The sequence below is a fragment of the Stenotrophomonas sp. YJH_SMC_10 genome, from assembly GCF_059371555.1.
In genome coordinates this window covers 386205-408488 of sequence record NZ_JCAFUS010000002.1, presented here as the reverse complement: position 1 = coordinate 408488, position 22284 = coordinate 386205, and the positions used below count along the sequence as shown (strand labels likewise).

Below are 22284 nucleotides of genomic sequence, written 5' to 3'. Positions count from 1 at the left end.
GAGCGCAATGCCAGGCGTCGTTACAACTGGATCCAGGTGGCCTTGATCTCGCTGTACTTGTCGAACGCATGCAGTGATTTGTCGCGCCCATTGCCGGACTGCTTGTAGCCACCGAACGGGGCGGTCATGTCACCGCCATCCCAGCCGTTCACCCACACGCTGCCAGCACGCAGCTGGCGCGCGACGCGGTGGGCACGGCCCAGGTCACGCGTCCACAGGCCCGCCGCCAGGCCGTAGCGGCTGTCGTTGGCCACGCGCACGGCTTCAGACTCATCCTCGAAGCCCAGTACGGCCAGCACCGGCCCGAACACCTCCTCGCGTGCCAACGCGTGGTCCGGACGCACCTGGTCGAACACCGTGGGCTGCACATAGCAGCCTCCGGCTTCCACGTCGGCCCGACGGCCGCCCAGCAGCAGGCGAGCGCCCTCGCCTTCGGCGCGCGTGATATCGGCCAGCACCTTCTCCACGTGCGCGGCGTCGACCAGCGCACCCATCGGTGCATCGGCGTCCAGTGGATGGCGGGGCTGCATGCGCTGGCCGTAGGCAACCACCTGGTGCACGAAATCCTCGCGGATCGAGCGTTGTACCAGCAGCCGCGAGCCGGCGGTGCAGACTTCGCCCTGGTTGAAGAAGATGCCCTGGGCCACCGACTTGGCGGCGGCGTCCAGATCGGGAGCGTCGGCGAACACCACGTGCGGGCTCTTGCCACCGCACTCCAGCCAGACCCGCTTGAGGTTGGATCGCCCTGAATACTGCAGCAGCTTCGCGCCCGTGGCCGTGGAACCGGTGAAGGCCAGCACGTCCACGTCCATGTGCAGGGCCAGCGGCTCGCCGACCCGCGCGCCCTGGCCGGGCAGCACGTTCAGCACCCCGTCCGGCAGGCCCGCCTCGGCGGCCAGCGCAGCCAACCGCAGCGCTGTCAGGGGCGACCGCTCCGAAGGCTTGAGCACCACCGAATTGCCCATGGCCAGCGCCGGTGCGATCTTCCAGCAGGCCATCAGCAGCGGGAAATTCCACGGCACGATCGCCGCCACCACGCCGGCAGGCTCGCGCGTGACCAGCCCCAGCTCATGCAGGCCGGTGGGTGCGATTTCGCCGTACAGCTTGTCCACCGCTTCGGCGGTCCAGCCCAGGCAGCGCACCACAGCGGGCAGATCGATGCGGCGCGCGTCGCGCACCGGCTTGCCCATGTCCAGGGTTTCCAGCAGCGCCAGCGCGTCCGCGTGTTTCTCCACCAGGGCCGCCAAGGCCAGCAGCACCCGCTTGCGGTGGGCCGGGCTGGCCTGCGACCAGTGGCCGGCCTCGAAGGCACGCCGCGCCGCCAGCACCGCACGCTCCACGTCCTGCGCATCGCAGTCGGCAACCGCTCCCAGTACGCGGCCATCGATCGGGCTGATGCAGTCGAAGCGGGCGCCGCTGGCGGCGTCGGTGTAGCGGCCATCGATGAAGGCCTGTCCGGGCATCGAAAGCTGCTGCGACAGCACCTGCCAGTGGCTGCGGTCAGGAAAGTCGGCCATGTCGGCTCCTCGGAACAGTCGCCCCGGTTATACCGGCGTGGCCGCGACTCCACCGTGACGTGGCTGCGCTACATTCACCCCATCGGACCCGACGGAGCCGGCATGAAGCATCCCGCGAGCGACCTGCACGACCTGGCTACCCAGCGCCCGGAATCACTGGAGGCGTACTGGATGCCGTTCACCGCCAACCGCCAGTACAAGGCCGCCCCGCGTGTACTGGTACGTGCCGAGGGCATGCACTACGAGGATGTCGAAGGCCGCCAGATCCTCGACGGCACCGCCGGCCTGTGGTGCTGCAATGCCGGCCATGCCCGCCCCCGCATCGTCGAGGCCATCGTCGAGCAGGCGCGCACGCTGGACTACTCACCCGCCTTCCAGATGGGCTCGCCGCCCGCGTTCGCACTGGCGCAGCGGTTGGCCGCGCTGGCGCCGGGGCCGCTCAACCATGTGTTCTTCACCAGCTCCGGCTCCGAGGCGGTGGATACCGCGATGAAGATCGTGCTGGCTTACCATCGCCAGCGTGGCGAAGGCCAGCGCACCCGTTTCATCAGCCGCGAGAAGGCCTACCACGGCGTCGGCTTCGGCGGCATGGCGCTGGGCGGACTGCCCAACAACCGCAAGTCGTTCGCCCTGCAACTGGGCGGTGTGGACTACCTGCGGCACACCCTGGATCTGCAGCGCAATGCCTTCAGCAAGGGCCTGCCACGCCAGGGCGCGGAGCTGGCCGACGACCTGGAACGACTGATCGCACTGCATGACGCCTCCACCATCGCCGCAGTGTTCGTCGAACCCATTGCCGGTTCGGCCGGGGTGATCCTGCCCGCGCCAGGCTACCTGCAGCGCCTGCGCGAGCTGTGCGACCAGCACGGCATCCTGCTGGTGTTCGACGAGGTCATCACCGGTTTCGGCCGTGTCGGCATGCCCTTCGCCGCGCAGCGTTTCGGGGTCACCCCGGACCTGCTGACGTTCGCCAAGGCGGTCAGCAATGGCGCGGTGCCACTGGGCGGCGTACTGGTGGCCGATGCGGTGCATGCCGGGCTGATGCAGGCGCCGCCGCAAGCCATCGAGCTGTTCCACGGCTACACCTGGTCCGGGCACCCGCTGGCCTGCGCCGCGGCGCTGGCGACACTGGACGTCTACGCCGAGGAACGCCTGTTCGAGCGCGCCATCGAGCTGGGCGAGTACTGGCAGCAACGGCTGCATGCGCTGCAGGGCCTGCCCAACGTGATCGACATCCGCAACTTCGGCCTGGTCGGCGCGGTCGAGCTGGCGCCGCGCCGCGATGCACCCGGCAGCCGGGGCTACGAGGTCTACCGGCGCTGCTTCCACGACGGCCGGCTGCTGGTGCGCTGCACCGGCGACATCATCGCGCTGTCGCCGCCGCTGATCGTGGACAAGGCGCAGATCGACCAGATCACCGGCACCCTGGGCGAGATGATCCGGGCCACTGCCTGAGCCGGGCCGGCGGTGGCGAGCAGGTACAATGGGCGGTTCCGCTCCTGCTCGCTGCCGTGCCCATGGATATCGTCGTCAAAGAAGAACTCAAGGCCTACATCGACCCGCTGACCGCGGACGAACATGACGCGCTGGAGCGCAGCATCCTGGCCGAAGGCTGCCGTGACGCACTGGTGCTGTGGGGCAACGTACTGGTCGACGGCCACAACCGTTTCGGCATCTGCCAGAAGCATGGCCTGCCCTTCAACACCGTGCAGAACACCCGCTTCCAGAGCATGGAAGACGTGCATCTGTGGATGATCGAGCAGCACCTGGGCCGGCGCAGCGTGTCCGACTTCCAGCGCGGCGTGCTGGCGCTGCGCAAGCGCGACATCCTGGCCGCCCGCAAGCAGGTCGAGCAGGCGCAGCTGCAGCGCGAGAGCGATGGCACCGCTGACGTTGCCGACGAGGGCGAAGACAGCCCGCCGTGGGAGCCGGCACCGAAGATCAGCCGCGCCGAGCTGGCCCGCGAGGCCAAGCTGAGCACCAGCCAGGTCGGCATGATCGAGCGCATCCACGCCCAGGCCGCGCCCGAAGTGGTCGAAGCGGTGAAGGCCGGCGTGATCTCGATCAGCGCCGCCGCCGCCGTGGCCGACCTGCCCGAGGACCAGCAGCGCGCGGCCGCGGCCGGTGGCAAGGACGAGTTGAAGCAGGCTGCCAAGCGCGTGCGTGAATCCAAGCGCAAGCCGCGCGCACCGAAGCCGGACGCGGCCGAGATGGATTTCGAAGAGCCCAGCGAGGACGAGATCGCCAGCCGCGACGCCGAGGTCCTGTCGGCGCTGGAGCAGCTGGGCGAGGATGCAGCGGCACTGCGCCGTCGCGTGGTCGCGCTGACCCGCGAAAACGATACCCTGCGCGCGCAGCTGGCCGCGCTGCGCAAGCAGGTAGTGCCGGCCGCTGGCCGGCAACCCCATGAAGGTATCGGGTGAACTGAAGATGCCGGCCAGCGGCCGGCACTACCTGGCGCTCATCCACGGGCAGGTAGACTTCCGGCATGACGCCTGTCCACGATCCGCGCCGCGCCCAGCTGCGGCGCCTGAAAGCCCTCGCACTGGGCCTGCTGCTGTTGATGCTGGCGGGTTTCGCGGTCAGCCACTGGCAGGGCGAGCGCGGCATCTGGGCCTGGGTCTCGGCCTTCTGCGAAGCGGCAGCCGTGGGCGCATTGGCCGACTGGTTCGCGGTCGTCGCGCTGTTCCGGCGGCCGATGGGCCTGCCGATTCCGCACACCGCGATCATCCCGCGCAGCAAGGAGCGCATCGGCGACAGCCTGGCGCTGTTCGTGCGCGACCAGTTCCTGGAGCCGGGCGTGCTGCTGGCCAAGCTGCAGGTGTTCGACCCGGCCAGCCGCCTCGGCAGTTGGCTGGCCGATCCGGCGCGCTCACGGATGCTGGCCGACATGGCCCGCGGCTGGGCGTTGCAGGCGCTGGATTTCTTCGATGAAACCGCGGTGCGCCGGCAGCTGCATGCCTTCGTGGTGCAGCAGCTGCGGCAGTGGAATGCCGCCGCCACCGCCGGTGAACTGCTGGCCCTGCTGACCGCCGACGGGCGCCACCAGCGGGTGCTGGACGAGGGCCTGCAGCGGCTCGGCCGTTGGCTGGAACAGCCGCAGGTGAAAGAGCGCGCCTCGCAGCTGATCGTGGGCTACATCCAGCGCGAATGGCCGACCCTGTCGAGCACGGTGAACTGGGTCAAGCCGATCGACGAGATCGGCGACAGCCTGGCCGAGCGCCTGGCACGCGCGGTACTGGAGGAACTGCAGCAGGTGCTGGCCGAGCCGCAGCATCCGCTGCGCCAGGACTACGAGGCCTGGCTGCAGAATTACGTACAGCGCCTGCGCGCGGACCCGGCGCTGGCCGAACGCATCGAACAGCTCAAGCAGGACATGATCGACCACCCCGCCCTGCAGGACTACGTGCAGGGGTTGTGGGCACGGATCCACGCCAGCCTGCGCGCCGACCTGCAGCGCGAAGACTCGGCGCTGGTCGGTCACCTGCAGCGCAGCCTGGCGTCGCTCGGCAGCAGCCTGCAGGCCGACCCGGCGCTGCGCGAGGCGCTGAACCAGCACCTGCTGGAAGGGGCGCAGCGCTTGACCGGCCGCCTGCGCGAAGGGGTGACCACGCATATCGCGCAGACCGTGAAGGGCTGGGACGAGCGCCATCTGGTCGAGCAGCTGGAACTGAGCGTGGGTCGCGACCTGCAGTTCATCCGCTTCAATGGCACGCTGGTCGGCGGTCTGATCGGCCTGCTGCTGCATGCGGCAACCGTCGTCTTCAGGTTCTAGCCACCACCGCCCGCTGGCGGCGTCATGCTTGATTCACGAAATGCGAATGCCTATCATTTGCTGATGGGTCGTGCACTTGGGCGGACGGGTGCGGAAGACGCATCCCTTGCCCGCCTGCCTCCCACCCAGGACTGCCCGCCGGCGCGGGCAGTGCTCCGTTGACGGGACCTCGCTCGGCCACATGCGCAGGGCGCAAGGAGGCCGCGGCGCGTTCCCTCCTCCCTTCCATCTTCAGGAACGCCGTGGACCGCTCGCCCGCAACCGCCCGCCCCTTGTTCTCCAATCCCCGCTGGGGCGTGCTGTCACGCTCGCTGGCCGCGATCTTCGGCGGCTACGCACTGGCTTCGGCCACCAGCGTGTTCTGCGCGGTGGCACTGCCCGGCCCCCGCGGCCAGGCCGTGCTGACCGGCATGCTGCTGGCCATCCTGGTGGCCGCCTGCGCGGCGTTGTGGGCGTTTGCCACCCGCAGCGCGCTGCGCGCCTGGGCCGGCATCCTGGCGCCGGCGTTGCTGATGGCGGCCGTCGCCCGGCTGCTGGGGGCCTGGGCATGAAGAACGGATTCCGCCAATCGATGGCCTGGCTGCACACCTGGACCGGCCTGCTGGTCGGCTGGTTGCTGCTGCTGATCTTCATGGCCGGCACCGCCAGTTACTACCGCGAGGAAATCAGCCGCTGGATGCGCCCGGAGCTGCCCTCCAGCAACGTCAGCATCGACGTCGCCGCGCAGCGCGCCGTCGACTACCTGCAGGTCAACGCGGCCCAGGCCGGGAACTGGTTCGTTACCCTGCCGCAGCCGCGCAACCCGGCCATGCAGATGTTCTGGCGGCTGCCGCCGGAGCAGGCCGACCCCAGTCGTGGCCGTCGCGGTGGTTTCGGCGAAGCCACGCTGGACCCGAACAGTGGCCAGGCGCTGAAAGCCCGCGAAACCCGCGGCGGTGACTTCTTCTACCGCCTGCACTTCGACCTGCACTACATCCCGGTGCTGTGGGCGCGCTACCTGGTCGGCTTCTGCGCGATGTTCATGCTGGTGGCGATCATCACCGGCGTCATCACCCACAAGAAAATCTTCAAGGACTTCTTCACCTTCCGCAAGGACAAGGGCCTGCGTTCCTGGCTGGATTTCCACAACGTCAGTGCGGTGATGGCGCTGCCTTACCACGCGATGATCACCTATACCGGCATCGTCACCCTGATGGTCATGTACCTGCCGTGGGGGGTGAAGGTGGCCTACCCGCAGGACGAGGACGCGTTCTTCAGCGAGGCCTTCGGTGGCATGCCGGAGGTGACTGCACCGGCCGAAGGACGCGCCGCGCCGCTGCCGATCGCACAGCTGCTGGACAGCGCACGTGCGCACTGGCGTGGCGTGGAAGTGGCCGGCTTCACCGTGTCCAACCCGGGGGCGGCCAATGCGGTGATCGACATCCGCCAACGCGACGGCAAGCGCCTGTCCACCGATACCCCGGCCGTGCGCTACGACATGGTCAACGGCACGCTGCTGGCGGAAACGCCGCCTTCCGGCGGTGCCACGGCGACCCGCGGCGTGCTGTACGGCCTGCACCTGGCGCGCTTCGCCGATTGGGGCCTGCGTGCCCTGTTCTTCCTGTCCGGCCTGGTCGGCTGCCTGATGGTGGCCAGTGGCGTGGTGCTGTGGGCGGTGAAGGAACGGCCGAAGCACGCCAAGAGTGGACGCACCGGCTTTGGCCTGCGCCTGGTCGATGCGCTGAACATCGGCACCGTGGCGGGCCTGCCGATCGCGTTCGCGGCCTATTTCTGGGGCAATCGCCTGCTGCCGCTGGACATTGCCGAACGCTCCAGCGCGGAGGCCAACGTGTTCTTCTGCGCCTGGGGCGGCGCGCTGCTGGCCGCCTTCCTCTGGCCGAAGCGGATGATGTGGGCCTGGCAGCTGTATCTGGGTGCGGCCGCATTCACGCTGGTGCCGGTCATCAATGCAATGACCACGCACGCCCACCTCGGCGTGACCCTGCGCAACGGCGACTGGGCACTGGCCGGCTTTGATCTGTCGATGCTCGCGTTCGGGGCGATGCTGGCCCTGTGTGGCTGGCGCATGCAGCGCTGGACGCCACCGTTGAGTGCGGCCGAGAAGAAGAAGCGCGCGGCCACCGCCGCTGTGTCGAAGGCACCCGTGGACGCGACCGAAGCGGGAGCCCGCGCATGATGCTGCTGGCGCTGACCCTGTCGTTCTCGGCGTTCACCGCCCTGTCGCTGGCGATGGAAAGGCACCAGCACGACCTGCACGGCAAGGCCGCGGCCACGCTGGCACGGCGCACGCAATGGCGGCTGCTGGGCTGGACGCTGCTGACGGCGGCGTTCGCGGTGTGCGTGGCCGACCACGGCTGGGCGATGGGCCCGGTGCTGTGGCTGGGCACGATGACACTGGGCGGCGTGGCGCTGTCGTTCGGGCTGTACCCGTACCGGCCGAACTGGATCGCGCCGCTGGCGATCGTGCTGCCGGTGGCCGGGCTGCTGGTGGCGGTGCTGTAACAGAGCCACCGGGGTCGGAGCCCTTGCGTGCAGCGCAAGGGCTCGGGCCCCGGGCGTCGCCTCACCCCAACCGCTTCAGTTCCCACGCGCGGTGGATGCGCGCGTTGCGTTCGAAATCCGGGCCGAGGGTGCGTGCGGTGATCTCGCGGCACTGGGCGAATTCGGCGATCGCATTTTCTTCCAGCTTGAAGCGGCGGAAGTTGTTGGAGAAGTACAGCACGCCACCCGGTGCCAGCCGCGCCACGGCCGCCCGCAGCAGCTTCACCTGTTCGCGCTGCACGTCGAAATCGTCGGCGCGGGCGGAGTTGGAGAAGGTCGGCGGATCACAGAAGATCACGTCGTACTGGCCACGGTCGCCCTCCAGCCAGGCCATCGCATCGGCCTGCACCAGCAGGTGCTGGTTGCCGCCCTGCCCGTTCAACGCCAGGTTGTCGTAGCACCACTGCAGGTAGGTTGCCGACAGGTCGACGCTGGTGGTGCTGGCGGCACCGGCCACGGCGGCCTGCACGCTGGCCACGCCGGTATAGCAGAACAGGTTGAGGAAACGCTTACCGCGCACCTGCTCGGCCATCATCCGGCGCAGCGGACGGTGGTCGAGGAACAGGCCGGTGTCCAGGTAGTCGAACAGGTTCACCTGCAGCAGTGCATGGTTCTCGCGCACCACGATGAACTCGTCACGCTGCTCGAAGCGGCCGTACTTGCTGCCGCCCTTGCCGCGCTCGCGCGACTTCATCGACACCTGTTCCGGTGGCACGCCGAAAACTTCGCGCGCGGCGGCCAGCAACTCGTTGCGGCGGCGGCGCACGTCGTTCTCGGGAATCGCCGCCGGTGCCGCGTATTCCTGCACATGCAGGAAGGTGCGCCGCCTGCCCCCGTCTTCCTCGTAGACATCGATGGCCGCCGCGTACTCCGGCAGGTCGGCGTCGTAGGCGCGGAAGCAGGTGATGTCCTCGCGGGCACGCCAGCTCTTGAACTTCTTCAGGTTCTTGCGCAGCCGGTTGGCCACCATCTGCGCGCCTTCGCTCAGCTCGCGCGGCTGGGCCGGATCACGGCCCGGCACGGCAATCGGATCGCAGACGATCAGCGCGCATTCCAGCGCACCGTTGAACATCTGGTACTTCTTGCTGGCGCGCAGGCCGGTCGCAAAGGCCAGTTCGTCGTTGCCACACAGCAGGCTGGCGCGCCACTGCGGCACCGCTTTCTGCAAGGCATTGCCCAGTGCGCGGTACAACGCCGGATCGGCGGCCAGGCGCTCGTCGTACGGTGGGTTGCAGACCACCGCACCGATCTCCTGTTCCGGCGCGGCCAGGTCGGCGACATCGGCGCGGGTGAAGCGGATCGCGTGGGCGACGCCGGCGACCTCTGCATTCTCACGGGCCGCCTGGATCGCGGCCGGGTCGATGTCGCTGCCGTGGATGACCGGCTTCAGCGCGGCCAGGCCGGCCGCTTCACGCTCACGTGCTTCGCTCTGGATGGACTTCCAGGCCGCCTTGTCGAAGCCCAGCCAGCGGCTGGGCGGCAAGCTGCCATGGCGCATCAGGCCAGGGGCAACATCGGCGGCCATCAGTGCGCCTTCGATCAGCAGCGTGCCGCTGCCACACATCGGGTCCAGCAGGCCACCACCGGCGGCATGCAGGCGCGGCCATTGCGCGCGCAGCAGCAGCGCAGCGGCCAGGTTTTCCTTCAGCGGCGCCTCGTGGGCGGCACCGCGCCAGCCCCGGCGATGCAGCGGGCCGCCACCGAGGTCGATCGACAGCGAGGCGCGGCCCTTGCGCAGCGAGAGGTTGACGCGCACGTCGGGCAGATCGGTGTTGACCGAGGGCCGCTCCAGGCCTTCATCGCGCATGCGGTCAACGATGGCATCCTTGATCCGCTGCGCGGCAAAGCGCGCGTGGGTGATCTTGTCGCCGGACACATGCGCGTCCACCGCCAGGGTCATCTCCGGCGTGATGTGCTCGTGCCACGGCAGCGCGCGCACGCCGTCATACAGGGCCTGCTCGTCCGGGCACTCGAACTCGTCGATCGGCCACAGCACGCGGCTGGCCAGGCGCGACCACATCACGATCCGCAGCGCCTGCGCCAGTTCGCCCTCGGCGTTGACGCCGGCAATGGTGGCGGTGGCCTTGCCAAGGCCCAGGGCCGACAGTTCATCGGCAAGCAGGTATTCCAGGCCCTTGGCGCAGGAGACGAAGAATTTCACGGGATCGGTTCGCAGGTGGTCGGGCGCGGCACAGGGGCCGGGCCGGGGGCGGCGGGGGTGCCATTGTAGTCAATGCGGGCGGGCGCGCCGTGCGCCCGGGCTTCACAGTTGCCGCAGCAGGCGCTCGAAGGCCTGCGCGGAAGCCTCCACGTGGCGCTCGAGGCGGTGCCCATCGTCGACCAGCAGCAGCTGCGCCGAACGCGCCTGCGCCCAGGCGATCACTCCGGCGGCCGGAACCACATCGTCATGCCAGGCCTGGACCACGGTGGTCGGCACGGCGGCGGCGTCCAGCGCCGGCATCGGGCCCATCGTGGTCGGCGGCACCATCAGGAACAGGCCGGCGACCGGTACCTGCAACGAGGCGATGGCGGAGATGTAGGCGCCCAGGCTGGAGCCGGCCAGCACCACCGGCCCCTGCCGGGCAGCGATGGCGGCGCGTTCAACCAAGCGACGCAGGCGGGTCGGCACGTCGCCCACCCGGCTGACCTCGCTCATCGCGTCCAGGTCGGTGTAGTCGGGGCGCTCGTGGGTCCAGCCCAGGCGTTGCGCCACCTCGGCCAGCGCGGTGACCTTGGTTGCCTCCGGACCGCTCTCGAAGCCATGGGACAGGATGCAGTGACCGCGGCTCATGCGCGCGCTCCGTGGGCGCGGGCCAACCAGGAAAGAGAAGGCAGGTTCATGCCGCAATGCTAGCATCGCCGGATGCCCAACCCGCTCCTGCCCGGCCTGCAGCTGCAGCCCCTGCCCTACCACGACCGACTGCCGCTGCGCGATCCGGCCACGCTGGAGATGGTGGTGATCCACTGCACCGAGCTGCCCGATCTGGCGACGGCCCGCGAGTACGGCGAGCGCGTGCTGTATGACAGCGGTGCCGGCAACAGCGGGCACTTCTACATCGACCGCGATGGCAGCGTGGTGCAGTACGTTGCGCCCGAACGCGTGGCCCACCACGTGCGCGGCATGAACGCGCATACGCTGGGCATCGAGCTGGTCAATACCGGGCGCTACCCGCACTGGTTCGACAGCCGTCACCAGGCGATGGACGAGGCCTACACCGAGGCGCAGCTGGAAGCGCTGGAGCGGCTGCTGCAGGCGCTGGTGGTGCGCTATCCGTCGCTGCAGCGGATTGCCGGGCATGACCAGCTGGACCTGGAGCAGGTGCCGGCCAGCGATGATGCGGCACTGACGGTGGCGCGCAAGCGCGACCCGGGGCCGCTGTTCCCGTGGGCGCGGGTGCTGGCGAAGGTGCCGCTGCAGCCGGTTGGGTAAGTGTTTGCAGGGCTGCGCCCTGCACCTGCAGAGGCAACGTCAACGTCAAGAGCTGGCATTCCGAGGGATGGCGGGGTGGCTCCGGTTGCGGGGGCCGCTGCAAGTCCCCCTCCGGGGCCCGGCCCAGCCGCTGGCGGCTGGGCGTTCGGGCGCTTGCGAAGCAGTGCTTCGCAAGCAAAGCGCCCTCACCCATGTAAGCTCGGTCGCCGCATCCATGCGGCTCACGCCCCCGCAACCGGCCCCACCCCGCCTTCGACAGTTCTCCGCGATCCTTCGAATCGACACGGGGTCGGATCCCGTTGCTACGCAACGGGCTCTGACCCGATTTTCGGTTGATGGGGTCAGAACCGTTCTCCGTTGGAAAACGGATCCGACCCCGCGCGGCTCAGGCGCCGGTCGCCACCGGGCGGCTGCTGTCGCTCACCCAGCCGCTCCAGGAATCGGCATAGATGCGTGCGCCGGAGAGGCCGGCCGTTTCCATCGCCAGCAGCAGGTGGCAGGCGGTCACGCCCGAGCCGCACATCAGCACCACCTGCTGCGGATCGCGATTGCCGATCACGCCCTGCAGTTCGGCGCGCAGCGCCTGTGGGTCGCGCAGGCGGCCGTCGAGCACGTTCAGCGCAAACGGGCGATTGACTGCGCCCGGCACATGCCCGGCCACCGGGTCCAGCGGCTCGACTTCACCGCGGAAGCGTTCGCCTGCGCGGGCATCGACCAGCCAGCCCGGCGCGTGCTTCAGCCGTGCACTGATTTCATCAGCGTTGGCGATCTGCGTGGTGTCGAAACGGCCCGGGTAGGCAGGTAACGCCGTCACTTCAGCCGGCCCGCTCGCCAGCGCGTGACCGGCGGCCTGCCAGGCGGCGATGCCGCCATCGAGCACGGCCACCCGGGTGTGCCCGATCAGGCGCAGCAGCCACCACAGGCGCGAGGCAGCCATGCTGCCGTCGCTGCCGTCGTAGACCACCACCTGGGTGTCAGGACCGATACCCCACTGGCCGAGCTTCGCGGCGAAGGCATCGCTGTCCGGCAGCGGATGGCGACCGTGGCCGACGCGCGACAGATCGGACAGGTCACGATTGAGATCGGCATGCACCGCACCCGGGATATGGCCGGCCAGATACTGGCTGCTTCCCGCCTGCGGGTCGGCCAGCGAAGCACGCGCATCCACCACGCGCACGGCAGTGCTGGCGGTGGCGCGCGCATCGACCACGCGCACGCCGTCACCCAGCGTGGCGGCCAGGGTGGCGACATCGACCAGGGGGGTCCACGGCGGATCGATCGGCTTCATTGCACTTGCTCCAGGCGGCGACGCAGGTTGTAGAGAATGGCGGCGGTCGCGCCCCAGATGCGCTGGCCCGGCCAGCCATACTCCAGGACGTGTCGAACCCGGCCGCGATGCGTGATTTCGACCTGGCGCAGGCTGTCGGGCGCCATCAGATAATCCAGTGGCACCTCGAATACCTCGGCCACCTCACTGGGCTGCGGCACCGGCACGAAATCCGGATCGACCACCGCCACCACCGGCGTGACCCGGTAGCCGGTGATCGTCACGAAAGGATCGAGATACCCCAGCGCCTGCACCTGGCCGGGCGCCAATGCGATTTCTTCCTGGCTCTCGCGCAGTGCGGCCGCCAGCGCGTCGCGGTCGTCAGGCTCGGTGCGGCCGCCGGGGAATCCGACCTGGCCCCCGTGCGTGCGCAGGGTTTCGGTGCGACGGGTGAGGATCACCTGCGCGCCGTTGGCACGCGGCACGATGCCGGCCAGCACTGCCGCTTCCACTGGCGGCCCGGGCGGCAGCAGGTCGATCAGCTCGCTGCGGTTCCAGCCGTCGCCGACCGGCGGTTCGGCCAGCGGGTGCAGCGCGCGCATCAGCCGTTCGTGGTCGGCCAGCGAACCGCGCAGCGACTGCTGCAGTTGCTGGCGCAGGGGCTGCACGCGATGCAGGATGCGACTGCGTTCCTCGTTGCTCATCGACGACCACCGCGCGATCTCATCGATATGCCGCGCGCAGCCGGTACATTGCCGGTGCGGATCCAGCGTGCACACTCCGATGCAGGGACTTGCGACAACACGCGCCGATTCTTCCATTGTTTGCACCCGGCAACAGTAGCGCGATCGGGCTGAATTTGCGCGCGATGATGCGGCACGCAGCGCACTGCGCAAACAGAAACGCGCCGGTGGAATCACCGGCGCGTTTCGTTTGCTGCTTCGATTTACTTGACGCTGACCAGCTTGATCTCGAACTGCACAGCCACGTTCGGCGGGAACGGGGTGCGCGGGTCGGCACCGTAGGCCTGGTCCGGCGGCAGGGTGACTTCCCACTTCGAGCCGGCCGGCATCTGCAGCAGGGTCTCGCGCATGGCCTTCATTTCGACTTCGCTGACCTTGATCGACGGGATCTGCTGGGCCGGGCGGGCTTCGGTCGGGCGCTGGCCGTACGGGAACGGACCGGCCACTTCCAGCTGCACGGTGCTGGCCTGGGTCGGCTTGGCACCCTTGCCGGCTTCGATCACGCGGTACTGGACGCCGCTCGGCAGGGACTGCACGCCGGCCTTGGCCTTGTTCGCCGCGATGAACTGATCGCTCTTGGTCTTGTTTTCGGCAGCCGCCTTTTCGTACTCGGCCTTGGCAGCCTGGGCACGGCCCTGCTCGCGCTTCTGGAACGCTTCAACGGCCGGCTTCAGCTGCTCGGCGGTGATCGCCGGCTGCTTCTTGGCGTAGGCATCCTGCAGGCCCTTCACCACCGAGTTGATGTCCAGCTGCTCACCACGACCGGTCAGCTCCGCCAGGTTGTTGCCGTAGTCGTAACCGAAGTAGTAGCTCAGCTTGCCCTTTTCGGACGAGACGTCCTGGGCGAAGGCATTGCCCGTCAGGGCCAGGGCCGCGACGGCGACCGCGATAGAACGCAACTTCATCAAACAGTTCTCCAGGGGTGGTAACTCAGGGACGTTCTGCGCCGCCCTGAGGCGACGGGTTAGGATAACGGGCGCAACGTGTAACCGCCACTCACGATGCAGGCTATGACCCGTCTGCGTTTGCAGAGTTCAATATCACTTTTTTTTAACGTTCCAGGAGTTTCCCCGTGGCCGATGCCCTGATCGCTGTCACCGACGACGGCGCCATCCGCACCGTGACCGTCCAGCGCCCGGACAAGCTCAACGCCCTCAACGCCGCCACCCTGCAGGCCCTGGCCGACGCCTTCGGCGAGGCCGCTGCCGATCCACAGGTGCGCGTGGTGGTGTTGACCGGGGCCGGCCCGAAGGCCTTCGTGGCCGGGGCGGACATCGCCGAGATGAATACCCTGAGCGCCGTTCAGGGACGTGATTTCTCACTGCTGGGCCAGGCCCTGATGCGCCAGATCGAGCGGATGCCCAAGCCGGTCATCGCACGCGTGAACGGGTTTGCGCTGGGCGGCGGCCTGGAACTGGCGATGGCCTGCCACCTGCGCATCGCCGCCGATACCGCCAAGGTCGGCCAACCGGAAATCAACCTCGGCCTGATCCCCGGCTTTGGCGGCAGCCAGCGCCTGCTGCGCCTGTGCGGCCGCGCCGCCACCCTGGAGCTGTGCCTGCTGGGGGCGCCGATCGACGCCGCGCGTGCGCTGGAACTGGGCATCGTCAACGAAGTCGTGCCCGCCGACGCGCTGGACAATCGCGTGCAGGACATTGCCCGACAGCTGGCACGCTCGGCGCCGCTGGCCCTGCGTGGGCTGCTCGATGCGGTGCACGTGGGCGGCGAATGCAGCCTGGAAGCCGGGTTGGAGTATGAAAGCGCGCAGTTTGGCCTGCTGTTTGCCACCGAGGACATGCGCGAAGGCACCAGCGCGTTCCTGCAGCGCCGTCCGCCGGCGTTCCAGAACCGCTGACGCCATGGCATCCCGACCCAACCCCGCGCAGCTGTTCGCCCGGGTCCAGGCAGACGATCTCGACGGCGCCCTGCAGGCCGGGCTGATGGACTATGTCGCCCGTGCCGGCGACGAGCAACTGCTCCCCGGTCATCCGGACCTTCCGCAGCGCCTGTGCCAGGCCCAGCAGCAGCTGCAGGCGGCCTGGGCCGCACGCGAACGCTACCGCGCCCGCGCGGTGCGCCTGGCCCGGCGCGAGGCCGAGCGCGATGCGCGTCGCACCCCGGCCCCGGCGCCGGACGTGAAGCCCGCCCTGCCCGCTGCGGCCGCCGCGATTCTCGCCCGGGCCAAGGCCCGCGCCACCGGCAAGGAGCCGTAATGGCCACCGTGAAGAAGACGGCCCGCGCACCGGCGCGGCGCGGCGGCCGCATGCCGCGCGCCGACGTGGTGGAAATGTTCACCCGCCTGCGCGAGCTCAACCCGCACCCCAAAACCGAACTGGAGTACAGCTCGCCGTTCGAGCTGCTGGTGGCCGTGGCGCTGTCGGCGCAGGCGACCGACGTCGGCGTCAACAAGGCCACGCGTCGCCTGTTCCCGGTCGCCAACACCCCGGCGACGATCCTGGCGCTCGGCGAGGATGGCCTGAAGCCGTACATCTCCACCATCGGCTTGTTCAACGCCAAGGCTAAGAACGTGATCGCCACCTGCGCGATCCTGCTGCAGAAGTACGGCGGCGAAGTGCCGCGCGACCGCGAAGCGCTGGAAGCGCTGCCCGGTGTCGGCCGCAAGACCGCCAACGTGGTCCTCAACACCGCGTTCGGCGAGCCGGTGATGGCGGTGGATACGCATATCTTCCGCGTCTCCAACCGTACCGGCCTGGCTCCAGGCAGGAATGTGCGCGAAGTGGAAGACACGCTGGTGAAGGTGATCCCGGCCGAGTTCCTGCTCGACGCGCATCACTGGCTGATCCTGCACGGCCGTTATGTGTGCAAGGCGCGCAAGCCGGATTGCCCGGGCTGCGTGATCGCCGACCTGTGCCGGTTCAAGGAAAAGACGCCGGCCGAAGCGTGACCCGGATTGTGTTGTGACGAAACGAAGACGGCGGGCACAAGGCCCGCCGTCCGCGTACATGGACAAGGGTGCTTCAGGAGATCAGAACGACAGATCGCCCCACACGCCGAATTCCTTGGTCTTGTCGTTCTTCTTGTCGCCGGCGTTGGCCAGGTGCGTGTACTTGTACACGGTCGACAGCTTCAGGTTCTTCATGACCGGGAACTCGACGCCCACGTTCCAGTACTTGTCGCTCAGGGTCGGGTCCAGGGTCTTGCTGACGTCGGTGTCATCGTAACGACCGAACACGTTGATACCGCCGTCGGTGACGCGCACGCTGCCCCACACCGACCAGCCGCTGGACTTGTCGGTGGCAACGGTCATCACGTTGTTGAGGTTCTTGGCCTGGAAGTACTCGCCGCCGACGCGGAAGTCGCTGTCGGCGTAGGCCACCATCGCGTTGGCACGGGTGTAGGTGTTCTCGGCGCTCTGGATGTCGGTTTCCTTGCCCAGCTTGCCGCTGTAGCCACCCACGGCCACCACGAAGTTCTCGTTCGGGGTGTAGGCCACGCGGCCTTCCACGTCCATGCCCTTGCTGCGGGTCGGGTTCTTGTAGCCGGCGCCGGACACGACCGACACGGCGTAGTTGAAGTTGTTGCCCAGGTTGCCGAAGCCATGCAGGCCCCAGTCGGACGAGTTGCCGTACTTCAGGCGGTCGGTCAGCGTGTTCTCGACATAACGCATGCCATAGAACTTCTCGACGTACGGGATCCACGGCATGTCGGCGGCACCGACGCGCAGGTTGAAGGCCGGGTCGAAGCTGCCCTGCACGTAGGCCTTCTTGACGAACAGTTCGGTGTTGCCGATGGCCGAGCTGTACTGGAAGTCGGTGGTCAGGTTGGCCGACCAGATGTCGTTGAACTTGTGGTCGACGGTCAGGTAGAAGCGCTTGACGTCCAGGCCGGTGCCGCTGGCGGCGGTGTCCTTGCCGTTGCTGGTCTTGTCGATGTTGGTCAGGTCGAAGAACATGCGACCGCCGATCTTGTTGTCATTGACCAGCTTGGCCAGCTTGTCGACGCTGGTCTGGGTCTTCTGCGCACCTTCCAGGGCCTGTGCCTGGGTGATGTTCACTTCGGACTGCGCGTCGGCCTGCGCCTGCAGTGCCTGCGAATCGTTCTGCAACTGCTGGACCTGGGCCTGCAGCGCGGCGATCTGTGCCTGCAGCTGCTGCAGCTGTGCCTGGGATACGCCCGTGCTGGCAGGGGCTGCGAAGGCGTCGGCGGAAACCAGACCGAGGCTTGCAACGACCGCGGCGGCGAGCAAATGGGAACGCATTTTGGATTTCTCCAGAGGGTTGGAATGGCTTGGGCAGAACGCCACGCCGGCAGGCCGGTCAAGCGTTTTGCGAACGTTCCGTTAAAACCATGACAACCGAATGACAGAGTGCGTACCAACCACAGATTTCTTCCTGCGGTCATGCGTACGACTCATTTGCCTTTCCCTGCGGGCCGATCGGTTGCGGCCGCGGGCGTGATGAATCCATGGCAGTGCACGCGCCGGCCCGGCCACGCCCCCCGGCACGCGTTCCCTGGGGAGCCAGGGAATGAGGTTGAACCGCTGCACGCTGCGCAGCGGCGCAGGGCTGCCGGGACGCGCTGTAACGGATGCGTCATACAACGGTCCCGGCGCTGTCATCGAACCGTTATGGAATGTGCGCCGGGCGGGTAACCCCGCATCCCAATCAACCCAGGAGCCACCCCGTGATCCACGCCTTCAAGTCGCGCGTTGCCGTTGCCGTCTTCGCAGCGTCGTCCGTGTTCGCCGCCAACGCCGCTGAAATCACCGGCGCGGGCGCCTCGTTCATCTACCCGGTGATGTCGAAGTGGTCGGCCGACTACAACGCCGCCACCAGCAACAAGGTCAACTACCAGTCGATCGGTTCCGGCGGCGGCATTGCGCAGATCAAGGCCAAGACCGTTGATTTCGGCTCCTCCGACGCGCCGCTGAAGCCGGAAGAGCTGGCCGCTTCGGGCCTGGCACAGTTCCCGTCGGTGATCGGCGGCGTGGTGCCGGTGGTCAACGTGGCCGGCGTCGCCCCGGGCGCACTGAAGCTGGACGGCACCGTGCTGGCCAACATCTTCCTGGGCAAGATCAAGACCTGGAACGACCCGGCCATCGCCGCGCTGAACCCGGGCGTGACCCTGCCGAGCGCGAAGATCACCGTCGTGCACCGCTCGGATGGTTCGGGCACCACCTTCAACTTCGTCAACTACCTGTCCAAGGTCAGCCCGGAGTGGAAGAGCTCGGTCGGTGAAGGCACCTCGGTCCAGTGGCCGGCCGGCATCGGCGGCAAGGGCAACGAAGGCGTTGCTGCCTACGTGAAGCAGATCAAGGGCGGCATCGGCTACGTCGAACTGTCCTACGCGCTGCAGAACAAGCTGTCGTACACCGCGATGAAGAACGCCGCCGGCAGGTTCGTGCAGCCGAGCGACGCGTCGTTCGCTGCCGCCGCCGCCAGCGCCGACTGGGCCAACGCCAAGGACTTCTACCTGGTGATGACCAACGCCCCGGGCGCCGAGTCCTGGCCGATCACCGCCACCAACTTCATCCTGGTGCACAAGAAGCCGAAGAATGCTGCCAACGGCAAGGCCACCCAGGAGTTCTTCCGCTGGGTCTACAAGAGCGGCGACGCCCAGGCCCGCCAGCTGGACTACGTGCCGCTGCCGGACAGCCTGGTCCGCCAGATCGAGACCTACTGGTCGCAGAACCTGAAGTAAGCACGTTCCCCCCGCAGGAACGGGGCCGGCGGGTCCTCTCTCCCCCGCCGGCCCCAACCGGGCGCGAGATCCTCGAGATCTCGCGCTCTTCTTGTTTCCGGGGGTGCACCTGCCTCTGTAGCGCCGAGCCCACGCTCGGCGCTACCTTGCACCGGCCGTCCTACCGGTGCGCAGATCCGGGGTCACCGGGCCCCTGCCGGATCGGCGCCCACCCTGTGAAACCCTTGTCGGAACGTGATCCAGGACACCTCTGTCATGCGCGTAATACGGCTGTAACAAAAACATCATTTCATAGCCGCATCCGCCGACGCCGTCGGCTCTACCCCGCTATGGAGTGACCATGAAACTGCACTCGGCCGGCCTTGCCGCCCTTTCCCTGGCCATCGCCCTGGGCCTGTCGGCCTGCGGTGGCGACAAGCAGGCCGCGCAGCAGCCGGCGGCCGACGGTGCCGCTGCCCCGGCCGCCGCCGGTGCCAAGGTGACCGCCGAAGTGTCCGGTGCGGGCGCCTCCTTCATCTTCCCGCTGGTCTCCAAGTGGTCGGCCGACTACAACGCCAGCACCGGCGCCAAGATCAACTACCAGTCGATCGGCTCCGGCGGCGGCATCGCCCAGATCAAGGCCGGCACCGTCGACTTCGGTTCCTCCGACAAGCCGCTGAGCAGTGAAGAGCTGGCCCAGGCCGGCCTGGCGCAGTTCCCGTCGGCCATCGGCGGCGTGGTGCCGGTGGTCAACATCGACGGTCTGGAAGGCGGCAAGCTGCGCCTGAGCGGCGCCCTGCTGGCCGACATCTTCCTGGGCAAGGTCAAGACCTGGAACGACCCGGCCATCGTCGCTGCCAACCCGGGCGTGAAGCTGCCGGACGGCAAGATCACCCTGGTCCACCGTTCGGACGGTTCGGGCACCACCTTCAACTTCTCCAACTACCTGTCCAAGGTCAGCCCGGAGTGGAAGAGCAAGGTCGGCGAAGGCACCTCGGTGCAGTGGCCGGACGGCGTCGGTGGCAAGGGCAATGAAGGCGTCGCGTCCTACGTGAAGCAGATCAAGGGCTCGATCGGCTATGTCGAGCTGGCCTACGCACTGCAGAACGGCATGCCGTACACCGCCATGCAGAACGCCGCCGGCAACTGGGTCGAGCCGAGCGCGGAAACCTTTGCCGCAGCGGCCGCCAGCGCCGACTGGGCCAGCGCCAAGGACTTCAACCTGGTCATCACCAACGCACCGGGTGAGCAGGCGTGGCCGATCACCGCCACCAACTTCATGCTGATGCAGAAGAAGCCGAAGGACGCCAAGCGCAACCAGGACACCCTGGCCTTCTTCAAGTGGGCCTTCGAGAACGGCCAGGCCCAGGCCAACGAGCTGCACTACGTGCCGCTGCCGGCCGAACTGGTCAAGCAGATCGAGGCCTACTGGGCGACCGACCTGAAGTGATGGACCCGACGGTGCCCGCCCCGCGCGGGCACCGCTTCTTCCACGCCATGCCGCCCCGCCCCTTCCTGGCCCTGCCGTCCCCATGAATGCCATCGCCCAGCCTGTAGCCGCCCCGTCCACGCGCGATGCGCGTGATGCCCGCAACGACAAACTGTTCCGATGGGTGCTGGTCGGCACCGTCATCTTCGTCCTGATCGCCCTGGCCTGCGCCGCGCTGTCGATGCTGTGGGGCGGCCGCCATGCCCTGCAGATGCAGGGCCTGAGCTTCTTCTTCTCCGCCGACTGGAACCCGGTCGAAAACAAGTTCGGCGCGCTCGCGCCGATCTACGGCACCCTGGTCACCGCCGTCATCGCGATGGTCATTGCCGTGCCGGTCAGCTTCGGCATTGCGTTCTTCCTCACCGAAGTCGCGCCGCGCTGGCTGCGTGGCCCGGTCGGTACCGCCATCGAACTGCTGGCGGGCATTCCCTCCATCATCTACGGCATGTGGGGCCTGTTCGTGCTGGTGCCGGTGATGACCGAGTACGTCACCCCGTTCCTCAACGAAACCCTGGGCGAATGGCCGGTCATCGGTCCGCTGTTCCAGGGCCCGCCGCTGGGCATCGGCATGCTCACCGCCGGTTTCGTGCTGGCCATCATGGTCATTCCGTTCATTTCCTCGGTGATGCGCGAAGTGTTCCTGACCGTGCCGACCCGCCTGAAGGAATCGGCCTATGCGCTGGGTTCCACCAAGTGGGAAGTGAGCTGGGACATCGTGCTGCCCTACACCCGCTCGGCGGTGATCGGCGGCATCTTCCTCGGCCTCGGCCGTGCCCTGGGCGAGACGATGGCGGTGGCCTTCGTGATCGGCAACAGCGTGCGCCTGTCGCCGTCGCTGCTGGAACCGGGCACCACCATCGCCGCGCTGATCGCCAACGATTTCGGCGAAGCCACTGAAACCTACCGCTCGGCCCTGCTGCTGCTCGGCTTCGTCCTCTTCATCGTCACCTTCGTGGTGCTGGCCATCGCCCGCCTGATGCTGATGCGCCTGTCCCGCAAGGAGGGCAACTGATGTCCACCACCGCTGATTCGCTGTACCTGCGCCGCCGCATCGGCAATGTCATCGCCATCACCGCGTCCTGCGCCACCGCCCTGTTCGGCCTGTTCTTCCTGGGCTGGATCCTGTTCACCCTGGCCTCCAAGGGCCTGGCCGGCATCAACCTGGATCTGTTCACCAAGATGACGCCGCCGCCGATGCAGGAAGGCGGCCTCGCCAACGCCTTCTTCGGCAGCGCGGTGATGTGCGCGCTGGCGATCGGCATCGGTACCCCGCTGGGCGTGCTGGCCGGCACCTGGCTGGCCGAGTACGGCAACGCCCGCAAGGCAGGCACTGTGGTCCGCTTCGTCAACGACATCCTGTTGTCAGCGCCGTCGATCGTGCTCGGCCTGTTCGTCTACACCCTGTACGTGATGCAGACCGGTGGCAACTTCTCGGCGTTCGCCGGTGCCCTGTCGCTGGCCTTCATCGTGCTGCCGGTGGTGGTGCGCACCACCGACGAGATGCTGCGGCTGGTGCCCTCGCAGATGCGCGAAGCGGCCCTGTCGCTGGGCATCCCGCAGTGGAAGGTGATCGTGCAGGTGCTGTACCGCAGTGCCTCGGCCGGCATCATCACCGGCATCCTGCTGGCGCTGGCCCGCATCTCCGGCGAAACCGCACCGCTGCTGTTCACCGCCTTCGGCAACCAGTACTGGAACAACAACATCTTCCAGCCGATGGCCTCGGTGCCGGTGGTGATGAACCAGTTCGCCGGCAGCCCGTATGAATCCTGGCAGGTGCTGGCCTGGGCCGGTGCCCTGGTGCTGACTGTCTTCGTGTTGCTGGTCAGCCTTGCCGCCCGCGGCATCCTGCTGCGCAACCGTATCTCCCATGACTGACCTTTCC

The 22284-nt window shown here is 68.0% G+C and carries 21 protein-coding genes; 14 read left to right on the top strand and 7 right to left on the bottom strand.

Annotation, left to right across the window (positions count from 1 at the left end; all coding sequences use genetic code 11):
• Nucleotides 1-20 precede the first annotated feature (20 nt).
• Entirely contained in the window at nucleotides 21-1517 is a 1497-nt protein-coding gene (locus AC5P9C_RS05185; RefSeq protein WP_343541119.1) for an aldehyde dehydrogenase, read from the bottom strand.
• A gap of 102 nt (nucleotides 1518-1619) precedes the next feature.
• On the opposite strand from AC5P9C_RS05185, the gene aptA reads away from it, so the two are divergent.
• The 6 genes from aptA (at nucleotide 1620) to AC5P9C_RS05155 (ending at nucleotide 7794) form a co-directional block, all read left to right on the top strand.
• Nucleotides 1620-2972 carry an omega-aminotransferase AptA gene (gene aptA / locus AC5P9C_RS05180; RefSeq protein WP_343541117.1) on the top strand — a complete coding sequence of 451 codons (1353 nt, stop codon included), beginning with the start codon at nucleotides 1620-1622 and terminating at the stop codon, nucleotides 2970-2972.
• Between the two features lie 62 nt (nucleotides 2973-3034).
• Complete coding sequence (locus AC5P9C_RS05175; protein ID WP_049469532.1) at nucleotides 3035-3940, top strand: plasmid replication/partition related protein; 906 nt, start codon at nucleotides 3035-3037, stop codon at nucleotides 3938-3940.
• A gap of 65 nt (nucleotides 3941-4005) precedes the next feature.
• The gene (locus tag AC5P9C_RS05170) at nucleotides 4006-5292 is read left to right on the top strand and encodes a DUF445 domain-containing protein (RefSeq protein WP_049469536.1); all 1287 of its coding nucleotides are present in this window, start codon (nucleotides 4006-4008) and stop codon (nucleotides 5290-5292) included.
• A 242-nt stretch (nucleotides 5293-5534) separates the two neighbouring features.
• On the top strand, nucleotides 5535-5843 hold the full coding sequence (locus AC5P9C_RS05165; RefSeq protein ID WP_049469538.1) for a DUF3649 domain-containing protein: 309 nt from the start codon (nucleotides 5535-5537) through the stop codon (nucleotides 5841-5843).
• Nucleotides 5840-7468, top strand: a complete 1629-nt coding sequence (locus tag AC5P9C_RS05160) for a PepSY-associated TM helix domain-containing protein (protein ID WP_414615046.1) — start codon at nucleotides 5840-5842, stop codon at nucleotides 7466-7468. Before AC5P9C_RS05165 ends, AC5P9C_RS05160 begins: the two co-directional genes overlap by 4 nt.
• Nucleotides 7465-7794 (top strand): DUF3325 domain-containing protein, encoded by a 330-nt coding sequence (locus AC5P9C_RS05155; protein ID WP_049469543.1) that lies wholly within the window; start codon nucleotides 7465-7467, stop codon nucleotides 7792-7794. The genes AC5P9C_RS05160 and AC5P9C_RS05155 overlap by 4 nt, the downstream gene beginning before the upstream one ends.
• Before the next feature lie 61 nt (nucleotides 7795-7855).
• On the opposite strand, the gene rlmKL is transcribed toward AC5P9C_RS05155, so the two are convergent.
• Complete coding sequence (gene rlmKL / locus AC5P9C_RS05150; RefSeq protein WP_053505180.1) at nucleotides 7856-9994, bottom strand: bifunctional 23S rRNA (guanine(2069)-N(7))-methyltransferase RlmK/23S rRNA (guanine(2445)-N(2))-methyltransferase RlmL; 2139 nt, start codon at nucleotides 9992-9994, stop codon at nucleotides 7856-7858.
• A gap of 102 nt (nucleotides 9995-10096) precedes the next feature.
• Nucleotides 10097-10624: an alpha/beta hydrolase gene (locus AC5P9C_RS05145; RefSeq protein WP_024958728.1), complete on the bottom strand. Its 528-nt coding sequence runs from the start codon at nucleotides 10622-10624 to the stop codon at nucleotides 10097-10099.
• Between the two features lie 72 nt (nucleotides 10625-10696).
• Between AC5P9C_RS05145 and AC5P9C_RS05140 the strand changes: the two genes are divergently transcribed.
• Nucleotides 10697-11263 (top strand): N-acetylmuramoyl-L-alanine amidase, encoded by a 567-nt coding sequence (locus AC5P9C_RS05140; protein WP_049469548.1) that lies wholly within the window; start codon nucleotides 10697-10699, stop codon nucleotides 11261-11263.
• Between the two features lie 385 nt (nucleotides 11264-11648).
• Here AC5P9C_RS05140 and AC5P9C_RS05135 read toward each other — a convergent pair whose 3' ends face one another.
• The 3 genes from AC5P9C_RS05135 to AC5P9C_RS05125 form a co-directional block, all read right to left on the bottom strand.
• Nucleotides 11649-12551, bottom strand: a complete 903-nt coding sequence (locus tag AC5P9C_RS05135) for a sulfurtransferase (protein WP_312580462.1) — start codon at nucleotides 12549-12551, stop codon at nucleotides 11649-11651.
• Nucleotides 12548-13351: a CoA pyrophosphatase gene (locus tag AC5P9C_RS05130; RefSeq protein WP_053463531.1), complete on the bottom strand. Its 804-nt coding sequence runs from the start codon at nucleotides 13349-13351 to the stop codon at nucleotides 12548-12550. The genes AC5P9C_RS05135 and AC5P9C_RS05130 overlap by 4 nt, the downstream gene beginning before the upstream one ends.
• A 125-nt stretch (nucleotides 13352-13476) precedes the next feature.
• The gene (locus AC5P9C_RS05125; RefSeq protein WP_005408797.1) at nucleotides 13477-14178 is read right to left on the bottom strand and encodes an FKBP-type peptidyl-prolyl cis-trans isomerase; all 702 of its coding nucleotides are present in this window, start codon (nucleotides 14176-14178) and stop codon (nucleotides 13477-13479) included.
• 167 nt (nucleotides 14179-14345) lie between these two features.
• On the opposite strand from AC5P9C_RS05125, the gene AC5P9C_RS05120 reads away from it, so the two are divergent.
• From AC5P9C_RS05120 to nth, 3 genes are read left to right on the top strand one after another with little or no spacing between them, the layout of a single operon-like run.
• Nucleotides 14346-15128: an enoyl-CoA hydratase/isomerase family protein gene (locus AC5P9C_RS05120; RefSeq protein ID WP_053463532.1), complete on the top strand. Its 783-nt coding sequence runs from the start codon at nucleotides 14346-14348 to the stop codon at nucleotides 15126-15128.
• A gap of 4 nt (nucleotides 15129-15132) precedes the next feature.
• On the top strand, nucleotides 15133-15486 hold the full coding sequence (locus AC5P9C_RS05115) for a hypothetical protein (RefSeq protein WP_064238004.1): 354 nt from the start codon (nucleotides 15133-15135) through the stop codon (nucleotides 15484-15486).
• Nucleotides 15486-16178 (top strand): endonuclease III, encoded by a 693-nt coding sequence (gene nth, locus AC5P9C_RS05110; RefSeq protein WP_206632579.1) that lies wholly within the window; start codon nucleotides 15486-15488, stop codon nucleotides 16176-16178. Before AC5P9C_RS05115 ends, nth begins: the two co-directional genes overlap by 1 nt.
• A gap of 81 nt (nucleotides 16179-16259) precedes the next feature.
• Here the strand turns inward: nth and AC5P9C_RS05105 are convergent, their stop codons facing one another.
• Nucleotides 16260-17492 carry a porin gene (locus AC5P9C_RS05105; RefSeq protein WP_053463534.1) on the bottom strand — a complete coding sequence of 411 codons (1233 nt, stop codon included), beginning with the start codon at nucleotides 17490-17492 and terminating at the stop codon, nucleotides 16260-16262.
• Between the two features lie 425 nt (nucleotides 17493-17917).
• Here AC5P9C_RS05105 and pstS (AC5P9C_RS05100) point away from each other — a divergent pair, with 425 nt between their 5' ends.
• The 4 genes from pstS (AC5P9C_RS05100) to pstA all read left to right on the top strand — a co-directional run bounded on the left by pstS (AC5P9C_RS05100) (nucleotide 17918) and on the right by pstA (nucleotide 22277).
• The gene (gene pstS, locus AC5P9C_RS05100; RefSeq protein WP_057493508.1) at nucleotides 17918-18934 is read left to right on the top strand and encodes a phosphate ABC transporter substrate-binding protein PstS; all 1017 of its coding nucleotides are present in this window, start codon (nucleotides 17918-17920) and stop codon (nucleotides 18932-18934) included.
• Between the two features lie 340 nt (nucleotides 18935-19274).
• The gene (gene pstS, locus AC5P9C_RS05095) at nucleotides 19275-20363 is read left to right on the top strand and encodes a phosphate ABC transporter substrate-binding protein PstS (protein WP_057493509.1); all 1089 of its coding nucleotides are present in this window, start codon (nucleotides 19275-19277) and stop codon (nucleotides 20361-20363) included.
• An 82-nt stretch (nucleotides 20364-20445) separates the two neighbouring features.
• Nucleotides 20446-21414, top strand: coding sequence for a phosphate ABC transporter permease subunit PstC (pstC, locus tag AC5P9C_RS05090; RefSeq protein WP_049466991.1), 969 nt, complete (start codon nucleotides 20446-20448; stop codon nucleotides 21412-21414).
• Nucleotides 21414-22277 carry a phosphate ABC transporter permease PstA gene (pstA, locus tag AC5P9C_RS05085; RefSeq protein ID WP_049466993.1) on the top strand — a complete coding sequence of 288 codons (864 nt, stop codon included), beginning with the start codon at nucleotides 21414-21416 and terminating at the stop codon, nucleotides 22275-22277. Before pstC ends, pstA begins: the two co-directional genes overlap by 1 nt.
• Nucleotides 22278-22284 lie beyond the last annotated feature (7 nt).

Bases quoted from the DNA above. Each gene is read 5' to 3' on its own strand.
- AC5P9C_RS05175 (WP_049469532.1), top strand. From the start codon at position 3,035: ATGGATATCGTCGTCAAAGAAGAACTCAAGGCCTACATCGACCCGCTG.
- pstA (WP_049466993.1), top strand. From the start codon at position 21,414: ATGTCCACCACCGCTGATTCGCTGTACCTGCGCCGCCGCATCGGCAAT.
- pstC (WP_049466991.1), top strand. From the start codon at position 20,446: ATGAATGCCATCGCCCAGCCTGTAGCCGCCCCGTCCACGCGCGATGCG.
- AC5P9C_RS05185 (WP_343541119.1), bottom strand. From the start codon at position 1,517: ATGGCCGACTTTCCTGACCGCAGCCACTGGCAGGTGCTGTCGCAGCAG.
- AC5P9C_RS05135 (WP_312580462.1), bottom strand. From the start codon at position 12,551: ATGAAGCCGATCGATCCGCCGTGGACCCCCCTGGTCGATGTCGCCACC.
- AC5P9C_RS05145 (WP_024958728.1), bottom strand. From the start codon at position 10,624: ATGAGCCGCGGTCACTGCATCCTGTCCCATGGCTTCGAGAGCGGTCCG.
- AC5P9C_RS05115 (WP_064238004.1), top strand. From the start codon at position 15,133: ATGGCATCCCGACCCAACCCCGCGCAGCTGTTCGCCCGGGTCCAGGCA.
- AC5P9C_RS05170 (WP_049469536.1), top strand. From the start codon at position 4,006: ATGACGCCTGTCCACGATCCGCGCCGCGCCCAGCTGCGGCGCCTGAAA.
- AC5P9C_RS05125 (WP_005408797.1), bottom strand. From the start codon at position 14,178: ATGAAGTTGCGTTCTATCGCGGTCGCCGTCGCGGCCCTGGCCCTGACG.
- AC5P9C_RS05130 (WP_053463531.1), bottom strand. From the start codon at position 13,351: ATGGAAGAATCGGCGCGTGTTGTCGCAAGTCCCTGCATCGGAGTGTGC.
- AC5P9C_RS05155 (WP_049469543.1), top strand. From the start codon at position 7,465: ATGATGCTGCTGGCGCTGACCCTGTCGTTCTCGGCGTTCACCGCCCTG.
- aptA (WP_343541117.1), top strand. From the start codon at position 1,620: ATGAAGCATCCCGCGAGCGACCTGCACGACCTGGCTACCCAGCGCCCG.
- pstS (WP_057493509.1), top strand. From the start codon at position 19,275: ATGAAACTGCACTCGGCCGGCCTTGCCGCCCTTTCCCTGGCCATCGCC.
- AC5P9C_RS05160 (WP_414615046.1), top strand. From the start codon at position 5,840: ATGAAGAACGGATTCCGCCAATCGATGGCCTGGCTGCACACCTGGACC.
- AC5P9C_RS05105 (WP_053463534.1), bottom strand. From the start codon at position 17,492: ATGCGTTCCCATTTGCTCGCCGCCGCGGTCGTTGCAAGCCTCGGTCTG.
- AC5P9C_RS05140 (WP_049469548.1), top strand. From the start codon at position 10,697: ATGCCCAACCCGCTCCTGCCCGGCCTGCAGCTGCAGCCCCTGCCCTAC.
- nth (WP_206632579.1), top strand. From the start codon at position 15,486: ATGGCCACCGTGAAGAAGACGGCCCGCGCACCGGCGCGGCGCGGCGGC.